At 37.6% G+C, this 17,059-nt stretch carries 18 protein-coding genes; 8 read left to right on the forward strand and 10 right to left on the reverse strand.

Annotation, left to right across the window (positions count from 1 at the left end):
• Positions 1–115: 115 nt before the first annotated feature.
• Positions 116–1,561, reverse strand: coding sequence for an IS1182 family transposase (locus tag AUF14_RS01115; protein ID WP_016181586.1), 1,446 nt, complete (start codon positions 1,559–1,561; stop codon positions 116–118).
• Between the two features lie 212 nt (positions 1,562–1,773).
• Here AUF14_RS01115 and thrS point away from each other — a divergent pair, with 212 nt between their 5' ends.
• The 3 genes from thrS (at position 1,774) to AUF14_RS01130 (ending at position 5,917) form a co-directional block, all read left to right on the forward strand.
• Complete coding sequence (gene thrS, locus AUF14_RS01120) at positions 1,774–3,681, forward strand: threonine--tRNA ligase (protein ID WP_016180940.1); 1,908 nt, start codon at positions 1,774–1,776, stop codon at positions 3,679–3,681.
• Positions 3,682–3,899: 218 nt separating this feature from the next.
• Entirely contained in the window at positions 3,900–4,904 is a 1,005-nt protein-coding gene (locus AUF14_RS01125) for a nucleoid-associated protein (protein ID WP_016180939.1), read from the forward strand.
• A 62-nt stretch (positions 4,905–4,966) separates the two neighbouring features.
• Positions 4,967–5,917: a P1 family peptidase gene (locus AUF14_RS01130; protein ID WP_049219932.1), complete on the forward strand. Its 951-nt coding sequence runs from the start codon at positions 4,967–4,969 to the stop codon at positions 5,915–5,917.
• A 286-nt stretch (positions 5,918–6,203) separates the two neighbouring features.
• Here AUF14_RS01130 and AUF14_RS01135 read toward each other — a convergent pair whose 3' ends face one another.
• The 5 genes from AUF14_RS01135 to AUF14_RS01155 all read right to left on the reverse strand — a co-directional run bounded on the left by AUF14_RS01135 (position 6,204) and on the right by AUF14_RS01155 (position 10,186).
• Entirely contained in the window at positions 6,204–6,740 is a 537-nt protein-coding gene (locus tag AUF14_RS01135) for an Asp23/Gls24 family envelope stress response protein (protein ID WP_016180937.1), read from the reverse strand.
• A gap of 73 nt (positions 6,741–6,813) precedes the next feature.
• On the reverse strand, positions 6,814–7,002 hold the full coding sequence (locus AUF14_RS01140) for a DUF2273 domain-containing protein (RefSeq protein WP_016180936.1): 189 nt from the start codon (positions 7,000–7,002) through the stop codon (positions 6,814–6,816).
• 11 nt (positions 7,003–7,013) lie between these two features.
• On the reverse strand, positions 7,014–7,583 hold the full coding sequence (amaP, locus tag AUF14_RS01145; protein ID WP_016180935.1) for an alkaline shock response membrane anchor protein AmaP: 570 nt from the start codon (positions 7,581–7,583) through the stop codon (positions 7,014–7,016).
• A 256-nt stretch (positions 7,584–7,839) separates the two neighbouring features.
• Positions 7,840–9,582, reverse strand: coding sequence for an ABC1 kinase family protein (locus tag AUF14_RS01150; protein WP_016180934.1), 1,743 nt, complete (start codon positions 9,580–9,582; stop codon positions 7,840–7,842).
• A 142-nt stretch (positions 9,583–9,724) separates the two neighbouring features.
• Positions 9,725–10,186 (reverse strand): DUF441 domain-containing protein, encoded by a 462-nt coding sequence (locus AUF14_RS01155; RefSeq protein WP_016180933.1) that lies wholly within the window; start codon positions 10,184–10,186, stop codon positions 9,725–9,727.
• A 152-nt stretch (positions 10,187–10,338) separates the two neighbouring features.
• Between AUF14_RS01155 and AUF14_RS01160 the strand changes: the two genes are divergently transcribed.
• From AUF14_RS01160 to AUF14_RS22405, 3 genes are all read left to right on the forward strand, one after another.
• Entirely contained in the window at positions 10,339–11,289 is a 951-nt protein-coding gene (locus AUF14_RS01160) for an aromatic acid exporter family protein (protein ID WP_016180932.1), read from the forward strand.
• An 85-nt stretch (positions 11,290–11,374) separates the two neighbouring features.
• Positions 11,375–12,190, forward strand: a complete 816-nt coding sequence (locus AUF14_RS01165) for a DUF4097 family beta strand repeat-containing protein (protein ID WP_016180931.1) — start codon at positions 11,375–11,377, stop codon at positions 12,188–12,190.
• Between the two features lie 147 nt (positions 12,191–12,337).
• Entirely contained in the window at positions 12,338–12,496 is a 159-nt protein-coding gene (locus tag AUF14_RS22405) for a hypothetical protein (protein WP_016180930.1), read from the forward strand.
• Between the two features lie 35 nt (positions 12,497–12,531).
• Here AUF14_RS22405 and AUF14_RS01170 read toward each other — a convergent pair whose 3' ends face one another.
• On the reverse strand, positions 12,532–13,221 hold the full coding sequence (locus AUF14_RS01170; RefSeq protein ID WP_016180929.1) for a YoaK family protein: 690 nt from the start codon (positions 13,219–13,221) through the stop codon (positions 12,532–12,534).
• Positions 13,222–13,666: 445 nt separating this feature from the next.
• On the opposite strand from AUF14_RS01170, the gene AUF14_RS01175 reads away from it, so the two are divergent.
• Positions 13,667–14,422 carry an AzlC family ABC transporter permease gene (locus AUF14_RS01175; RefSeq protein WP_016180928.1) on the forward strand — a complete coding sequence of 252 codons (756 nt, stop codon included), beginning with the start codon at positions 13,667–13,669 and terminating at the stop codon, positions 14,420–14,422.
• Entirely contained in the window at positions 14,415–14,732 is a 318-nt protein-coding gene (locus AUF14_RS01180; RefSeq protein WP_016180927.1) for an AzlD domain-containing protein, read from the forward strand. The genes AUF14_RS01175 and AUF14_RS01180 overlap by 8 nt, the downstream gene beginning before the upstream one ends.
• 169 nt (positions 14,733–14,901) lie before the next feature.
• On the opposite strand, the gene AUF14_RS01185 is transcribed toward AUF14_RS01180, so the two are convergent.
• The 3 genes from AUF14_RS01185 to AUF14_RS01195 form a co-directional block, all read right to left on the reverse strand.
• A complete protein-coding gene (locus AUF14_RS01185; protein WP_016180926.1) occupies positions 14,902–15,210 on the reverse strand; it encodes a hypothetical protein in 309 nt (102 codons plus the stop codon).
• Positions 15,211–15,296: 86 nt separating this feature from the next.
• Positions 15,297–16,346 carry a sensor histidine kinase gene (locus AUF14_RS01190; protein WP_016180925.1) on the reverse strand — a complete coding sequence of 350 codons (1,050 nt, stop codon included), beginning with the start codon at positions 16,344–16,346 and terminating at the stop codon, positions 15,297–15,299.
• Entirely contained in the window at positions 16,343–17,017 is a 675-nt protein-coding gene (locus AUF14_RS01195) for a response regulator transcription factor (protein WP_016180924.1), read from the reverse strand. The genes AUF14_RS01190 and AUF14_RS01195 overlap by 4 nt, the downstream gene beginning before the upstream one ends.
• Positions 17,018–17,059 lie beyond the last annotated feature (42 nt).

Genomic DNA, 17,059 nt, shown 5'->3' on the forward strand with positions numbered 1-17,059 from the left:
GGCCGCAAACGGTCCGGGTGATACCCGTTATCTATCTTACAAGCCAGAAAGTCTACACTTTTTGGGAACTTGGGTGGTAACACGTCTATTCACGTCCCTATTTTTTATAGGGACGTCAGACTGTAGACAAAAGACGTCTCGAACTCGTAATTTGAGTTTGAGACGTCTTTTTATCTGATTTCTTTCGAAATTTTGAACAAAAAAATAAAGGCTCCTTGCCTTTCCATAGCCAGGTGGCTAATTTCTTTAAATTCATTGCAGCAAACACTAGCATCGTATGCGTCGCGACTTTTTCCAAGCCTCGATACTTGGTCCAACGCATCCCATGCTTTTCTTTTGCATCCGCAAATATTCGTTCAATCGTTTGTTTCCGTTTTTTGTAAATTGATTTATTCAGATCCGTTAGGCGAAGATGTTCCACTTCATCCATCAGATCTCCCCAAACATGTCTCGTGATGACTCGTTGATGATTTTTACTTTTGGTACATTGGTTTAGCAGAGGACAGTTCACACATTCTTTTGGATTGGATTTGTATTCTCGGTACCCTTCTCGATTAACCGTTGAAAAAGCGAGCATTTGATCTTGCGGACAAATGTAACAATCATAATACTCGTCATAGAGAAACTCGTTTTTTGATAATAACCCCTTTTTCCCTTTGGGCCTTGAATAAGGCAAACAAGGTCGAAGGTTCAAATGAGTCAAAAAGTGAACAAACTTAGGTGTCTTATACCCAGCATCAGCGACAACACAGTTGATTTCAGGAAAAAGTCTCTTCGATTGTTTGACGAGCTGAAAGGCGACTTGACTGTCATGAATATTTCCAGGAGTGATGATTGTGCTAAGAATAAATCCGTTGTCGTCGCATGAAGTATGGGCAGAATAAGCAAATTGTTTTTCTCGTTCGCCTTTGACGTAGTAGCCGCTTTCCGGATCAGCCTTACTTATTTTTCTTTCTTTCAGCTTCACTTCCTTTTCTAAGTCCAAAGTAAAAGGGCGTTTTCCGGCCTCTATTCGTTGACGATTGATCTCATCTTCTAATTCATCCTGATAGGCTTTCGCTTCATCATGGGTCATTTCTTTCGTAAACTTATGTTTATTGGCGTTAGCTTTGATGTGGGTAGAATCAAGATACAAATTATCCTCTGTTACAAAACCTGCTTTAACTGCTTGTTCTAAAATATAGGCAAAAATATCCTCAAACACCGTCGTTTCTCTAAATCGGCGGACATAATTCTTTCCAAAAGTTGAGAAATGGGGGATTTTCTCCTCGAAGGAATAGCCTAAAAACCAGCGGTAAGCGACATTGGTATCGACTTCCTTAATGGTTTGTCGCATGGAACGGATACCGAATAAATACTGAATAAACACCAATTTGATCAGAATCACTGGATCGATACTTGGGCGACCTAAATCGGAGTAAGTGGCTTCGACGATTGGATAAATAAATTCAAAATCAAGCGCGGCATCAATCTTTCGAACGAGATGATCTTGAGGAACTAGATCATCAATCGTAAGCATCGCAAATTGATTTCTACCATTCGTATTGTTTTTAGACATCATAACTATCACTCCTTGCATTCGTTTTCATAAATCTATTATAAAAGAAAAGACTGTAGACATCATCCATAAAATGGACTTTGTCTACAGTCTGACGTCCCTATTTTTTATAGGGACGTTTTTTTATTGAAAACCCTTCAGGCCTTTTGTTAAAATTAATTAGAAAAGGTACGCAGGAAAGAATATTATGAAAAAGCGGATCGGAGTTGAGTTGGATGTCAAAAGAAATCGAAATTGTTTTACCAGATGGAAGCAAACAAAAGGTGACAAAATATACCACCTTATTCGAGATAAAAAATCAGCTGATGGAAGAAGCAGTCGTTGGTAGTATTGATGGCGAGTTGGTTGATTTAGCAACTCCAGTGAAAGATAATGCTGAAATCGCTTTTTATGATTGTTCTTCTCCTGAAGGAACTACGGCAATTTGTCAGCTTGTTAGCCTCCTGCTGGAAGAGGCGATCAAGACGCTTTATCCGGAAGCTCTTTTTGCTAAGGCTCAGCGTGATGAGCAAACAGTTTGGGTCGATTTACGTGTGAATCAGCCATTGAGTGCATTGATCTTAAAAGATTTGGAGCACCATATCAAAAAGCAAATTAAAATGGGGGCTACGATTGAAAGTGCGGCGGTAAGCGTGTCCGAGGCAAGAGAAATCTTTAAAGACAATGAGTTGAAGCTATTTGCGCTGGCTGAGTTAATGGCAGATCAGCAAGTCTTTGTTTATTCTTTCGGTAATGTAACAGAATTTTTCCTTGAACCGATGGCGCTTGAATTAGCGACAGCGCAATATTTTTCATTATTAAAAGTTTCTGGCGCTTACTGGCAGGGAAACCCGGAAAATGAAATGCTGCAACGGGTCATGGGAGTTGTTTTTGCTGAGAAGTCACAGCTCCTTGCTCACTTAGATTATCTGGAAGAGTCAGAAAAACGCAGTCATCAGAAATTAGGGAAAGAGCTTGATTTATTTATGTTTTCTGAAGAAGCTCCTGGGATGCCTTTCTACTTGGAAAATGGCTTGACTATTCGGAATGAATTGCAGAGATTCTTACGAGAATTGCAGGCAAAATATGATTATAAAGAAGTTAAAACACCATTGATCTTGAATCAACGATTGTGGGAACGTTCAGGGCATTGGGATCATTATAAAAATAATATGTACTTCACGAAGGTTGCAGATGAAGATTATGCTTTGAAACCAATGAATTGTCCTGGTCATTGCTTGATCTTCAAGGATCGCAAACGATCATATCGTGATTTACCGATGCGGATGGCAGAGTTTGGCCAAGTCCACCGTCATGAATTCAGTGGTGCTTTGAACGGATTATTGAGAGTTCGGACCTTCTGTCAAGATGATGCTCATATTTTTGTACGACGGAATCAAATCGAACAAGAAATCGCCTTGGCCTTGAAAATTATTGATGAGGTTTACAAGATTTTTGGCTTTGAATATGGTGTCGAGCTTTCGACGCGACCAGATGACTTTATGGGTGAAATTGAGTTATGGGATGAAGCAGAAGCATCCTTAGGAAAAGTATTGACTGATCTTGGCTACAAATACAATATCAATGAAGGCGATGGCGCATTTTATGGACCGAAGATCGATATTCATATCAAAGATGCCTTAAATCGAAGCCATCAATGTGCCACCGTGCAATTAGACTTTCAAATGCCAGAAAAATTTGATCTGACTTATGTTGATGAAGATAATCAGGAGGCTCAGCCAGTGATGATTCATCGTGCGGTTTTTGGTTCATTGGATCGTTTCTTAGGTATCTTGATCGAGCATTATGCAGGAGCATTTCCCTTCTGGTTAGCTCCGAAGCAAGTCGCACTTATCAATGTAGCTCCGCCTCATGAGTCTGGTGTAGAAGAACTATTTCAAGAGTTTCATGCCGCAGGTATTCGTGTAGAGAAAGATTTGCGAAATGAAAAATTAGGCAAAAAAATCCGCGAGGCTGAATTACGGAAAATTCCTTACATCTTGGTAATTGGCGACAGGGAAATAAAAGAAGGAACATTTGCAGTTCGTAAACATGGCAGCGATAAAATCAAGCAAATGACCAAGCTCGAATTTATGAACTTGGTTAAACAGCAGATCCAAGAAAAAAATCATCAATATTATTAAAGCAAGATAGGTATTAAAAAAGCTGGAATTTTTCCAGCTTTTTTGATACCTATAAGCAACTAGGGAACTTTTATTAAAACAATAGTTGCCATTTTCCCTGTTTCCTGTGTATGATAGTCAGGTTGGCAATACTGTTTTACGCAGTTACGTTAAAAAAAGCTGGCTTTTTTAGCTCATAGAAAGAATTAAAAGTCACAATTTTAGAAAGCAGGGAACTTATGGATATTTATTTAAAAAAAGCTGCACTTCACATTGTGGATCGCGAATCAGGGGATCCGATTTATAGTCAGAGTGAATTAGATTTAACAAAAGAATACGTTCGTGAGTATTTGATAAAAAAAATTCAAAAGTTATCTTCCGCCCAAACCAAAACAGGAACGCTAGCAGAGGACTCAACATTTGCATTATTAAGCCAACAAGCAGAACATGATTTTTTACCCGCTAGTGAAAAAATTGTGACGCGTTGGTATGAAGCTTATAAAGAAAGTGAGGAAGCACCAAGTGCGGATGCCTTTGTCGTGTTATACGAAGAAGACACTCAACTATATTTGGCCTTTCTAAAAGTGAATTACCATGAAGGTTATACACATATCGTAGATTCAGACGATACTGGCTTGAAAAATGAATTGATCATTCATCGTGCGTTGCTTTCGGGTAAGACACAAAAAGCCGATGAAGGCATTGTAGTTAATCTGAACAATCTGAGTTATGAAGTGATCGAAAAAAAATACCCATTTTCAGGAGAAAAGCGTTTATACTTTTCAACGCAAGTGATCGAAAGTCGTCCCGCACCATCATTGGAAGAAAATGTTCGAGTGATTAAGAAGGTCGCGGAAAAAATTGGGGAAAAGTTTGAAAATCAAAAACATGATGTAATCGCTGACGTGAAGGAAGCTGTTTACGACATTGTAGAAGAAAGCGGACAGATTGATGCTAAAGTTGTGGCGCAAAAGGTTTTCAAAGACAATGTTTCAGCTCAAGTTGCGTTTCAAGAAGAAGTCGTTGAAAAAGGCTATGTGGATCAAGCGCCATTGTTGAGAGAAGTCCGTGAGATCACTGAAAAAAAATATGGCAAACAAAAATTAAAATTATCGAATGGAATTGAATTGATTGTGCCATTGGATGTTTATCGTAATCCAGAGTTAATCGAATTTATCAACAATCCTGACGGTACGATTTCTGTGACGATCAAAAATGTCGATGAAGTAATCAACCGTCTATAACAGGCGGTTGTTTTCTTTTATGGGAATAGCTAGAATTAGAGAAAATATCTCTGGAGGACAAGATGGAAGCATATCAAAATTTTTTTCATATTGGGCAATATACCGATTCTGAAGCGATGACGGGCTGCACAGTAATTCTTTGCGAAGATGGAGTTACAGGTGGCGTTTCTGTACGAGGGGGATCACCGAACACACGGGATACAGACGCTTTGAAATCTGAGAATAATCGAAAATTTGTCCATGGCGTGACATTATCTGGCGGCAGTGCTTTTGGTTTAGCCGCGAATGCTGGAATTGTGGATTTTTTAGAAGAAAACAAAATCGGACGAGATATGGGAATCACCTTTGTACCCAATGTTGTTGGTGCGAGTTTATTTGATTTACGAATCGGTCGTTCAGATGTTCGACCAAATTATCAAGCCGGACGCCAAGCGTGTGAAGCAGCATTTAACGATCAGCCATTTCAAGCGGGAAATTATGGTGCTGGAACAGGCTGCAGTGTCGGAACGATCAATGGTGCAAAAAACGCTATGAAAGGCGGGATCGGACTTCATACGATTGCACATGGAAATTTATGGGTAACCGCAGTGATTGCTGTCAATGCTGTAGGAGATGTTTTTGACGAAGAAGTTGGAAAGATAATCGCTGGTGCTCGTAAACCAGGTGAGCAGCGAATCGGCTTCTCGGAGGAGTTGTTCCTCGAGTATTATCAAAATGAAGCAGCCTTGTTTGATGGGAATACAGTGATTGGCTGTGTGATGACTAACGCGACTTTCCCAAAAGCTAAGATGAACAAATTAGCTGATATCAGTCATAATGGGATTGCGCGGGCGATTCGTCCTTCACATACAACCTATGATGGTGATACCTTATTTGTTTTAGGTGCAAATCAAATTAATGCTAGTTTTGAAGCAGTCTCGATTTTAGCGGTTGAAGCTGTTCGTCAGGCAATTGTAAAAGGAACTAAAGCTGCAGCGACCTATGGGGACTATTTAGGATATCAGAATCGATAAACAAACGGCCAAGACTAACATTGTCTTGGCCGTTTGTTTTATCAATTGATTTTAACCCTGTCTACGATTCCACTAACTTGCTAAAAGCAGAACTGGCAACTCGCGGCTAATTCGTTATAAGGAAACAATTTTTTCAAAACCTGAAAAAATTGAACCAATACTCATTCCGCCTACCATCCAACTAAACATCGCGAAGGAAGTCATGTTTTTAGGAATAATTTTTGCCAGTCCAACTAGAAGCACTGCAAAAAGACTAGCTAAGGTTCAGCTAGTCAATGGGGAAGAGTTATTTAACGCGTGGTTCTGATTCTAAATTGTCGCTGATTTTGTCTGTTTGATTGCTCAAAGCACTTTTTGCACGATTTGTTTGTTTTGAGGCGAATCTTCCAGTCGTTTGAGCGGCACTAGTAACTTTATCTTGAACAGTCTCGCTGTCTTCTTCGTATTCTGCGCGAGTTTTAATATCTACGACGTTCACATTGACTTCAATTACATCTAAGTGAGTCATTTTATTGACTTCCTCAGAGATCAATTTCTTCATTTGATCATAAATATTTTCGATGTCTTTACCATATTCAACAACAACATCCATATCGACAGCGACTTGTTGTTTGCCAACCTCTGTGCTGATTCCAGAAGTTACATCATCACTATTGACTAATTTGTCTTTGATATTCGAGAAAAATCCGCCATCTACAGTTAATAAGCCATTTACATTTTCCAAAGCAATGCCGATAATTTTTTGGATGACTTTGTCTTCATAGGTTAATTCACCTTTAATATCTTTTTTTGGTTCTGTTGGTTTGATTGTTGTGTTTTCCATTCTTTTGTCCTCCTATTGTGTTAATGGATGATTCTTTTCAAAAGAAAAGATCATGGTAATCTGATGTGTGTAACTATTTTTTTAAATAGTCATCTAAAATATGATTATTTTTTAAATAGATGCCGATAGCTACGCCGATGATCGTGATCAGAATCAATAAAATCGTTTTAAAAAAGCCGATTGTAAAGAATAGCACAGCTAAGATAAAACCGAGGATACCAAAGATCATAGGCAGTTTGTCTCGTGTTAAAAATTCTTGCATCGCTGTTCCTCCTATTCTACTCGCGGCCGAGTTACCGTTGCTTCTGATGAAGTTGGTTCAATTGCCTGTAGTTTTACTTTAATTGAAACTTTTTCTTCAGAACCTAATAATTCTCGAAGTTTTGTTTCCACGTTTTTAGTCCATTGATCTGTTTGACCAATTAAACCAGAAGTTTTCTTTAACTGACCATGAACATTTACTTTAATTCTATTTTTCGTCGCCGCTACATTGACCTTAGGGTTATTCATAAAGTCTTCCTGTTTGATACTTGTCCGAACATACCCTTCGATCGCTCGCTTATCCAGAGCTAACTCGCCACGATTTTCTTTCAAGGAGAATTTGGTTACTCTCTTTGGATAGAATATGATTACGAAGATACCGATTACCGTTAAGATCGCTAAAGCTGCTGCTACCCAAAATAAATAGAGCTGAGCATATTGATTTGTCAGCACAAATTGCTGCAGTGAGCTAAAGTCCAATGGGTTTGAAGCGATGAAGTAATAGATTGCTACAACGGATAGAAAAATGGAAAGTAAAACCAGTGAGAAAATAATCAAGATGGTTTTGAGAAATTTGTTCATACCGCACCTCCTTACTTCAATATTTTTAAATTGTTTACACTCAAATAGTAAAATGACACCCCTTTTATGTAAAAGAATCTGCCTATTGCCATAGTAAATTTCCTCTTTACATGTGGATAAAAGTAATATAATTAAGGAGATAATAACTTTTTTTGGAAATTTTCATTTTTTTTATTGAATCGGAAAAAAATGAAAGAGCATTATTTTTGAAAAAAAGAAGTGGGCTAGGAACCCACTTCTTACATAATTAAACTTGTTATCGTTCTTTCCATTTACGGTATCGACGATAGAGACTTTCAATGACTAAGAAAAGAATCGAAAGAGCTGCTACGGAATAGCCAAAGACACCAAGATCAGAGATCAAGGTATCACCTTCAGGAGATGTCTGGACCAAAATTGATGAGCCGATAACCAAAGCGGAAAGAATTAAGCCAATTACCAAACGATTGACCATTGCTTCTGCTCGTTCTAAGAAATTATGCTGATTTTTAAGCTCTAAATTTAACTTGCCCTTACCTTTAGCAAACGTATCAAGTACATTTAAGGTACGGTTAGGTATTTTTGGCAAAGCTTTTAGAGAAGTTAAGTAATCTAAACCAGTTTCTTGCAATTCATCTTTCAGATTCAATTGTTGAAGAAAATATTTTTGTGCAAAGGGGGCAACGACTTCAAATAAAGAGAGATCTGGATTAAGATCCTCGATGACTCCTTCTAGGGTACCGAAGGCTTTAATCAACATGGTGACTGAATCATCGATCTGTAGATTGTTATCATGACAGATAATCACTACTTGAGAAAATACTTTCTGCAGGTCGATTTCTTTGACAGGTAAGTTCAAATAACGATTTAAGAAATCATCTAGCTCATAAGTAAATTTCTCCTCATCAAAGCTGCCGACTTGTTTGCAAATAGCGTGAACAGCATTCGTAATTCGTTGATTGTCTTTACTATAAATGGCAATGATCGTATTACTCATCTTGGCCTGCATCTCGTGGTTGATAGTACCCATCATTCCAAAGTCGATCACGTTCAGACGAAAGGGTCGCAGCTGTTCATTGCGAGAAATGGTAATCTCATAAGGGATATTGCCAATTTTTCCTTGACGTTCCTTTGTTTTCAACTGTTGATCCTTTCGATTTTCTTCCTCGCTCATCAGCTGCAATAGAAGATTACCTGGGTGTGGATCAGCATGAAAGAAACCATCCTCAAAAACTTCTTTCATAAAATGCTCGATCAATAATTGACTAATCGTCTTTTTTAATTCCTTATAGGTTGTTTCGCCTTGGACGATTTTTTCATCCTTCGTATTGATTAGTTCCTTTAAATTTGTCCCAGGCATTAACTCCATTACGATGACTTTTTTAGAAGAGTAAGCTGGTTCCATTTTAGGAACTCGAATTTCTTTCCAATCATTGTTTAAACGATAAAATTCCTCCGCTAATTCTAGTTCTTTTTGAAAATCTAATTCATTTTGTAGAGACACACGAATCTCTTTTAAAATATTTTTGAGATCAATGACTTTGCTTTCTGGAACCCAATTGGCGATTGGGATGGCTTTTTCAAACAAAGATAGATCTAACTCGATTTCGGAAGCAATCCCAGGATGTTGAACTTTAGCGACAACTTTTTGCCCGTTTTTTAGCCGCGCATGATGCGCTTGTGCAATTGAAGCAGAGGCAAAGGGCTGTTCATCAAAGCTCTCGAAAATTTCTGTTAAAGGTAGCTCTAATTCTTTTTCAACTAAGGCTTTAACAGAGTCAAAATCATCTGTTTTCACGTCATCTTGTAATTTTCGCAGCTCTTTAGTGAAGTCTAAGGTAAAAATATCTGTCCTGACTGACATCATTTGCCCCACTTTGATGAAGGTGGGTCCTAATTCCTCGAAGGCCTTACGAACTTCCTCTGGATTCTTTTGTTGAGTAATATTTTTAACGACGCTGTAGTGGTTAACGATTTTCACGATTTGACGCAAACGAGCAGCTTTGGATTTTTCTCGCATTATTACACCCCCTAGTAGGTATTAAAGCAACTATTATGAAGAGTATGATGGATATCATTTGTTTCTATCTTACAAAAGATTTTTATGAGATACAAACAACCCCTAATTATTTCCGCTAGAAAAGAATTAGGGGTTCAAGAAATTAACGATTTGTCACGACTTGAATGACCTGCATGATGCAGTAGGTGATACCTGCGGCAATTACGGGGCCAGCGGCTATCCCTTTTAGAAAAACAACCCCCATAATCGTACCAAACACTAAAGCAACGGTAACTTCAGGAGATTGATTAATCAATCCAACCCCTTTTGAAGATAAGACCGCAACCAAAACGCCACAGAGTGTTGCAACCCAGCCCAACGGTGATTTTAAGGTGTTCAATAAATCTTTTAAGACAATATCACCAGTAGCGATAGGAACCAGGATCGTTGCTGATATTAGCGTAACACCCCAGTTGATTCCTTGTTTGTTTAAGATTGATAAAAATTTATCTGAATGGGGAATTAATTTTAAAACTAGTATCGCAAGTGTCGCGATCATTAAACTTTGATTTTTCGCAATAAGGGCGATTATTAAAATGACACCTAAAAAAAGCCAACTCTCCATTTTATTCACTCCTTCTTTGTATATATAAACTAATTTTTCTTCTATAATTAATTTGGACTTTCACAACGTATCTACTATACAAGATAATTCGTCAAGTTGCGACTTTTTTCCTAAGTGACTTTAGTGTAAGCTTTTAAGGAGGGAGGATATACATGAAAATAGGATTACGTACGATCAAGACCGCGGTGGCTGCACCTATCGCTTTATTATTAGCTGGAGGTTTAAGCTTAGAGTCGGCTGCATCAGCTGCTATCATAACGATCTTGACTGTCACCAATACTAAACGCTCTACAGCAAAGACTGCACTGAATAGACTTTTTTCATTAACATTAGCAACGAGTATTGCGGCTATCTGTTTTTCACTCTTGGGATTTCATCCAATTGTCTTCGGTTTGTATCTATTATTCTTCATCCCCTTGTCGATTCAGTTTGATTTAGCAGAGGGAATTGCCGTTAGTTCTGTTTTGATCACACATTACTTAGCAGCAGGTGAGATGCCTGTACCGTTGATCATTAATGAATACCTACTGATGATCATTGGGGTGGGCTGTGCGCTGGCCGCCAATCTTTATATGCCAAATACGGAGAAAAAAATTCAAGAAGATCAAGCAGTCGTCGAAGTTTCCATGAAAAAAATGCTGGGACAAATGTCCGCCTATCTGAATCAACCAGCTAAGGAAGAGCTTTTGCGGCAGGAATGTTTATCCTTACGCGACTTTGTTCGAGAAGCTCAAGTTCGCGCTCAAGAATATGAAGAGAATCGGTTCTTTTCTGGCAATAGTTACTATTTTGAGTATTTTGCGATGCGCCGCTTACAATTAAAAGTCCTATCTGACATGTTGCAGATATTAAATCGTCTAGATGCAGAACCAGAAGATGTGCAGGAACTACAAGAACTGTTTGAATTTACTGCTCAGACTTTAGCAGAGGACAACGATGGTGCAGAGATTTTAACGAAGATTGCTGAAACAGATCAGCGATATCAACAAAAAAAGTTACCAGAAAGTCGTCAGTCTTTCGAAGAACGAGCTATGCTTTTCCAACTTTTTCGACTATTTCAAGATTTCATTGAGATCAAAGCTGGATTTAATCGGAACAAGTGATGAGAAAGAATCAGTCTTTTGTCCCATGTAAACGGTTGAAAACTTCTTTATGATAAAGATAAGAAAACAGGTAAGGGGTATAAATATGAAAAAGATAGTTTTAGGGTTGATTTTAATTGGTGCGGCTTTAGTGTGTATTAGCAGTATGTTTGTTCACAATCGTATGAGTAATGAGACATTCACTACAACAAAGCCCGTTCGGGAATTGGTTGTAGATGATCGGAATATGCCGGTCGATATTGTGGGTGTGTCTGGGAATCGAACGCGAATCAACTATAAAAAGAGCAGAGATATCAAATACAACATTAAACAAACGAATAATACCTTAACTTTGGAGCGTAAAAGAAGTATTGGTTTTAATTTTGATTTCTTTAATTTCGGAAACAGCAGCCCTAGAGTAACAATTGAAGTGCCAAAAGCTAAGCTGAAGGATTTGCAGGTTGAAACGTCTAATGGCAAGCTGTCAACAGAAAATTTAGTGTTGGATAATTTAAATTTGGAAACTAGCAATAGCAAAATGATTATCAATGATGTCGATGCCAATAGTGTGGATGCAGAAACCAGCAATGGAAAAGTGGAGCTTTCACAGCTCAAATTTGATGATGGGTCCTTTGAAACGAGCAATGGTAAAATGGATCTTTCAGATTTGAATTTTAATGAGGGAGAATTCCAAACGTCAAATGGGAAGATTAATCTAATGAATGTGAAACCGAAAGAATCGCTTTCTCTTGAAACCAGTAATTCAGAGGTGAATGGAACGATTATTGGTAATAAAGAAGATTTTTCGATCACGTCAAAAACAAGTAATGCCTCAAACAATTTAGGCAATCAAAAGAATGGTTCAAAAGAGTTAGAAGTTAGGACTAGTAATGCAGATATTGAGATTGCCTTTGTTCGATAATTGATTTGTTAGGAGTTCTTCTAGGAATTTCAGCAAAGGGCTTGCCGTTCATGAAGAAGTTGGCGTTTCTCTTTTTATTCTCGCTATTCATTGAAGGAATGCAATTTGTCTTAAGAATAGGGGGCGACCGATGTAACGGATGTTCTGATGAATTTTATCGGTGGTTTCTTAGGAATTTGTATTTATCAAGGGTTACGGCGGATTGTTCCTGAAACAAAATTAGATAAGCGTCTCATTGCCATAGGTACTGTAATGGGGGGCCTATGTTTAGGAATGGTACTGTTTATCATTTTTATTAATCGTTAAAGACAAAGAAACTCTTCAGCAAGGTCGCTGAAGAGTTATTTTTTTTGGAAAGCATTCGTATTTCGTTGGAACCGCCATACCAAGAACGATTCAGAAACGGCTAAATATAGGAATAAACCAGCTATAATCAAGACCGCATCGGTACCAATCATTCGATAAGAAAAAACTGAGACAATCGCACCAGCGATGAAAGCCAAAACCACTAATAGAAAATGCACAAAGCGTGATTTAGCCTCGGAGTTTTTGGTAGCCAAATAATCGTAAAGATTTGTTGCGACCCCTTTTAAATTACCAGTTGTAAATAAATTTGTATAAGCAAGCCCGTTAATTTTATCAAAGGATACCCATTGAATTGCCGCAGTAAAGGCAATCATGATAGTAATAATTGCAGGATGTGGTTGTATAAAATCTAAGCTGATTATAAAAAAGACAACCGCTTCAAAATAAAGCAGAAATAATCGCCAGAAATGCATTTCCTTCTTTTTGAAATAATCAATCATAAATTTTGCTAAAAGAATTCCGATAAAAAAGAATAGGGTGGAAAGCATTTTTTTTCCAACCATGCTCCACTGCCGATCGTAGGCTTGAATGATTGCTAAAATTATATTCCCCGTTTGGGCTGAAGCGAAGGCGCTGTAACGAATATAGGTATAACTATCCATCATTCCGCCAATGAAGGTCAATAGCAATCCGACCGAACGATTCTCATGAAAACTAGTAGTCATTTGTTACTCATCTCTTTTCGCTGACTATCTTACCATATTTTTTCAGAAAAATGATAATCAATATCATAGGTATTTTCATATATTAAATTATTCAGCGGATTAAGATAAAATTTTATGCGATTCACAATCAGCTCTTGAATTTTCTAGTAAAAAGCTGATATAGCAGAAAACGTACATGAATTTTTCATAAGAATCATTTAAAAGTTTCCTCTTTTTAGCAGCCGAAAACAAATGATTTTATTTTTGATGGAAATATAATTCGGATTATTGGCTTTAATAGATAGAATCTTAAAAATAAATTAATGTTATTGGCTTATTTCACGAATGATTAGAAGGAAAAGAACAGCGAGTGAAGATATTCAAAAGGTGCTCTCTTTTTCGAAAGAATGTGTTAGAATGAAAATGCTTTTTATCCTGTGAACGTGAAGGGAATTGAGAACTTACCATGCCTGTAAAAAAAAGGACACCATGGTTAGAGGCGTTATACGCGGCGATGCCGCTCTGTTTTAGTTACATTCCGGTTGGTTTGGCATGTGGTATGCTTTTACAAAAAGCGGGATTTAACATCTTCTTAACAGCCTTACTATCGATGCTTGTTTTTTCAGGAGGCGCACAATTTTTAGTCGTCTCAATGATTAGTGTGCATGCATCATTTGTGTCTACTATCCTAATGGTTTTCTTCTTGGAGCTACGTTATGCTTTACTTGGTTCCAGTTTGTCGCAATTTTTTAAAAAAGAAAAACGATCATTCATTGCGCTTTTTTCACAATCAATGAATGATGAAAATTACGCAGTCAACTATTTGAAATATTCTACTGATCCTGAATGGAACCGTAAGAAAGCGTTATATGTTAATTGGTTTTCGATGGCGTCTTGGACAGGGAGTACAGTTTTAGGAACCATTTTCGGTTCTGTGATCCATGTCGACACTGAATTGGTTCATTTTGCTTTGACAGCCATGTTCATTTTTATGTTTATGATGCAATTAAGCAATGGTCTATTATTAGCCACTGGTTTATTGTCTGGCGTCTTAGCAATTATTTTCATGCTCCTTTTCAAAAATACCTTTGGGTTGATTTTAGCGACTTTATTGGCTTCATTAACCGGCTATTTGGTTGAACGTTTTTGGAAAACTGCCCATAATAAAAATGATGGACCGGATCATTACGATCTGACCGGTGGGGAGGTTCATCATGAGTAATACTTCTTTGCTATTGCTAATTCTTTGCTTATTTGGAGCCTCCTATTTACCGCGTCTTTTTCCGATGTTGTATTTTTCCCAACGACAGGTGCCGCAATGGTTCAGTGATTGGATGAAATATGTGCCAATCTCATTATTTGCAGCTTTAGTTTTTAAAGATGTATTTATCAGCGGAAATCATTTTGAAGTGATCGGCAATGTACGGATCATCGCAATGTTTTTAGTCGCTGGGGTAGCATACAAGACTCGTTCGATGGCTATTTCAGTGATTACTGGATTAGCGGCTATCTTCTTATTGTCCATGATTTAAAAATGAGACACTCTTGTAAGGGTTCTTTCTTAACGTTGAGTATGGAGAAAAGTTAGTGACGTATTTGTTCTTATCTTCAATAAGAGCCAAATAGATTACTAAGTTTTTCAGTCATATTCAAACTTGAGAAAGAATCTTTTTTAGAGTGTCTCTTTTTCCTGTTTGATTGTTAGTTTTGGTACTCAGCTATAGGTCGATAGGTTAGGACCTGCATTTTTCGATAGAATTCTGCTGGTAGATTTTTCCAGGACTGCAAAAGGTTATGGAAAAAACCGCCATCTGCATTAATGATATATTCATTTAATAATAAGCCAAAGGATTTTTTTGGCTGCTCTTTAACTAATTTTTCGTAGAACTCAGTTGCTTGTTCTTGGTTATCTGCGACAAAAAGTGTGTTGACTTCAACATATGCGCCCTCGATATTTTGGGTTTCTTCGACAAAGTACACGGACTTGGTAACCTTTTCTTTCTCCACCATATGAGTCACCCTTTCTTTAAGTTACTCATAGCTTACAAGACAAATATTAACTAATGATGAATTAATTCGTTTTTTACGTCAATTAATTATGAATTTTTTAGGTTGCTTGGCAAAAATATTTTAAAATTACTGCCTTTATTTGGTGAACTGTTGACTTTGATCGTTCCATGGTGTAGTTCAATGATTTGCTTTGCTAAAGCTAGACCTAAGCCGTTGCCTTTCGTTTTACGACTTGTATCGCTTTGATAAAATTTGTCGAAAATACGATCGGCGACATCTTCAGTCATGCCGATACCTTCGTCGCTGATCATAATGGTTTGCCCAGCGTTATCATTTTTTAGATAAACACGGATGTTGCTGTTCTTACGACTGTATTTAATTGCATTGTCCATTAAATTCAGCCAGACTTGATAAAGAAATTCCTCGTTGCCATAATACTCCGTCCAAGGAAGATCCAAATCTAGCGACAAGTTTAGCTGCTCCCATTTTGGTTGTAGAAATAAAATGACCTCACGAATTTGTTCATCTAAACGAAAGTATTGGAAATCCAGTCCGATGCCTTGGTTTTCCAGTTTGCTTAGTTTTAGAATATTATCGGTAAGATGTGTTAGCTGATGTGTACCATCCAGCATTCGTTCTAAGTAAATTTGCCGTTCCTCTTTTGATAATTCCTCATTTTGTAATAATTGTACATAACCCTTGATTGTAGCAATCGGTGTTTTAAATTCATGAGAGACCGTCGAAACAAAGTCATTTCGTAATGTTTCGATACTACTTAATTCTTTTACCATAACATTGAAATCATGGTAAAGCTCTTCAACGTCTTCCATTTGCTGTTGTTCGTCTAATTGTACAGTGAAATCGCCTTTTGAGACTTTGCTCATCGCTTGCCTTAGATTGCCGATTGGTAAAAGGATTCGCTTTCCTACAAAAAATGAAAGGGTAGCACCAATCACTAGGCTTAAGAAAATAATGAAATAAAAAGGGAAAAGGTGCCCTTCTTTTTCAGGTGCCAGCAGCTGGTAGTGATTGACTATAAAAAGCAGGCCGACAAAAACCGCTAATACAACGACCATCATTAAAAACGTGATCGCAACGAAGTACATCCATAATTGTGGAAATAATTTTTTTCTCATGAGTGAATGACCGCCTTGTAGCCTAATCCGCGAATTGTTTCAATCGAAAAATCCGAATTTTTTTCCAAGCGAGTACGCAGTCGTTTGATATGAACATCGATGGTTCGCTCATCAGTATCAGAGTCCAAGCCCCATATCTCGTCCATTAATTGCTGACGGGTAAAAATTTTGTTAGGATAAGCCAGTAATTTATATAGTAATAAAAATTCTTTTTGCGGCAAGGTTTCCGTTTGGTCGCTTGTTTTGATCTGGTAGGTTTCTTGGTCCAGCCGAGTTTTTCCTACTACTAATTCTTTTGTGTGGACAATTTGTGCTCGACGCAATAAAGCATCCACCCGCAGTATCATTTCGTTTACATCAATTGGCTTAACCATATAATCATCTATACCTATTGTAAAGCCACGTTTTTTATCTTCGAAAGAGTCCTTAGCTGTGATAAATAAAATAGGTAAATCATAGCCTGCTTCTCGTAAACTTTCGGCTAACTCATAGCCGTCCATATCCGGCATCATGATGTCGCTGATGATCAGATCAATGAATTGCTTATCTAGGATATTTAAGGCATCTACACCATTCATCGCACGAAATACCTCGAAGCGTTCATTTTTTAAAGCAGATTGATAAAGTAATGATAAGTTTTCATCATCTTCTACAATAAGTATTCGATTCATTTGCGTCACCTTCCTTTTTGCTTAATAATAGTAACAAATCAC

Source organism: Enterococcus avium (genome assembly GCF_002891025.1).
Taxonomy (GTDB): Bacteria; Bacillota; Bacilli; order Lactobacillales; family Enterococcaceae; genus Enterococcus_A; species Enterococcus_A avium.

Excerpts from the sequence above, each read along its gene's own strand:
- AUF14_RS01175 (WP_016180928.1), top strand. The coding sequence starts at position 13,667 with ATGCCTGTAAAAAAAAGGACACCATGGTTAGAGGCGTTATACGCGGCG.
- AUF14_RS01180 (WP_016180927.1), top strand. The coding sequence starts at position 14,415 with ATGAGTAATACTTCTTTGCTATTGCTAATTCTTTGCTTATTTGGAGCC.
- AUF14_RS01130 (WP_049219932.1), top strand. The coding sequence starts at position 4,967 with ATGGAAGCATATCAAAATTTTTTTCATATTGGGCAATATACCGATTCT.
- thrS (WP_016180940.1), top strand. The coding sequence starts at position 1,774 with ATGTCAAAAGAAATCGAAATTGTTTTACCAGATGGAAGCAAACAAAAG.
- AUF14_RS01155 (WP_016180933.1), bottom strand. The coding sequence starts at position 10,186 with ATGGAGAGTTGGCTTTTTTTAGGTGTCATTTTAATAATCGCCCTTATT.
- AUF14_RS01125 (WP_016180939.1), top strand. The coding sequence starts at position 3,900 with ATGGATATTTATTTAAAAAAAGCTGCACTTCACATTGTGGATCGCGAA.
- AUF14_RS01115 (WP_016181586.1), bottom strand. The coding sequence starts at position 1,561 with ATGATGTCTAAAAACAATACGAATGGTAGAAATCAATTTGCGATGCTT.
- AUF14_RS22405 (WP_016180930.1), top strand. The coding sequence starts at position 12,338 with ATGAATTTTATCGGTGGTTTCTTAGGAATTTGTATTTATCAAGGGTTA.
- AUF14_RS01160 (WP_016180932.1), top strand. The coding sequence starts at position 10,339 with ATGAAAATAGGATTACGTACGATCAAGACCGCGGTGGCTGCACCTATC.
- AUF14_RS01185 (WP_016180926.1), bottom strand. The coding sequence starts at position 15,210 with ATGGTGGAGAAAGAAAAGGTTACCAAGTCCGTGTACTTTGTCGAAGAA.
- AUF14_RS01140 (WP_016180936.1), bottom strand. The coding sequence starts at position 7,002 with ATGCAAGAATTTTTAACACGAGACAAACTGCCTATGATCTTTGGTATC.
- AUF14_RS01190 (WP_016180925.1), bottom strand. The coding sequence starts at position 16,346 with ATGAGAAAAAAATTATTTCCACAATTATGGATGTACTTCGTTGCGATC.
- AUF14_RS01195 (WP_016180924.1), bottom strand. The coding sequence starts at position 17,017 with ATGAATCGAATACTTATTGTAGAAGATGATGAAAACTTATCATTACTT.
- AUF14_RS01150 (WP_016180934.1), bottom strand. The coding sequence starts at position 9,582 with ATGCGAGAAAAATCCAAAGCTGCTCGTTTGCGTCAAATCGTGAAAATC.
- amaP (WP_016180935.1), bottom strand. The coding sequence starts at position 7,583 with ATGAACAAATTTCTCAAAACCATCTTGATTATTTTCTCACTGGTTTTA.
- AUF14_RS01170 (WP_016180929.1), bottom strand. The coding sequence starts at position 13,221 with ATGACTACTAGTTTTCATGAGAATCGTTCGGTCGGATTGCTATTGACC.
- AUF14_RS01165 (WP_016180931.1), top strand. The coding sequence starts at position 11,375 with ATGAAAAAGATAGTTTTAGGGTTGATTTTAATTGGTGCGGCTTTAGTG.
- AUF14_RS01135 (WP_016180937.1), bottom strand. The coding sequence starts at position 6,740 with ATGGAAAACACAACAATCAAACCAACAGAACCAAAAAAAGATATTAAA.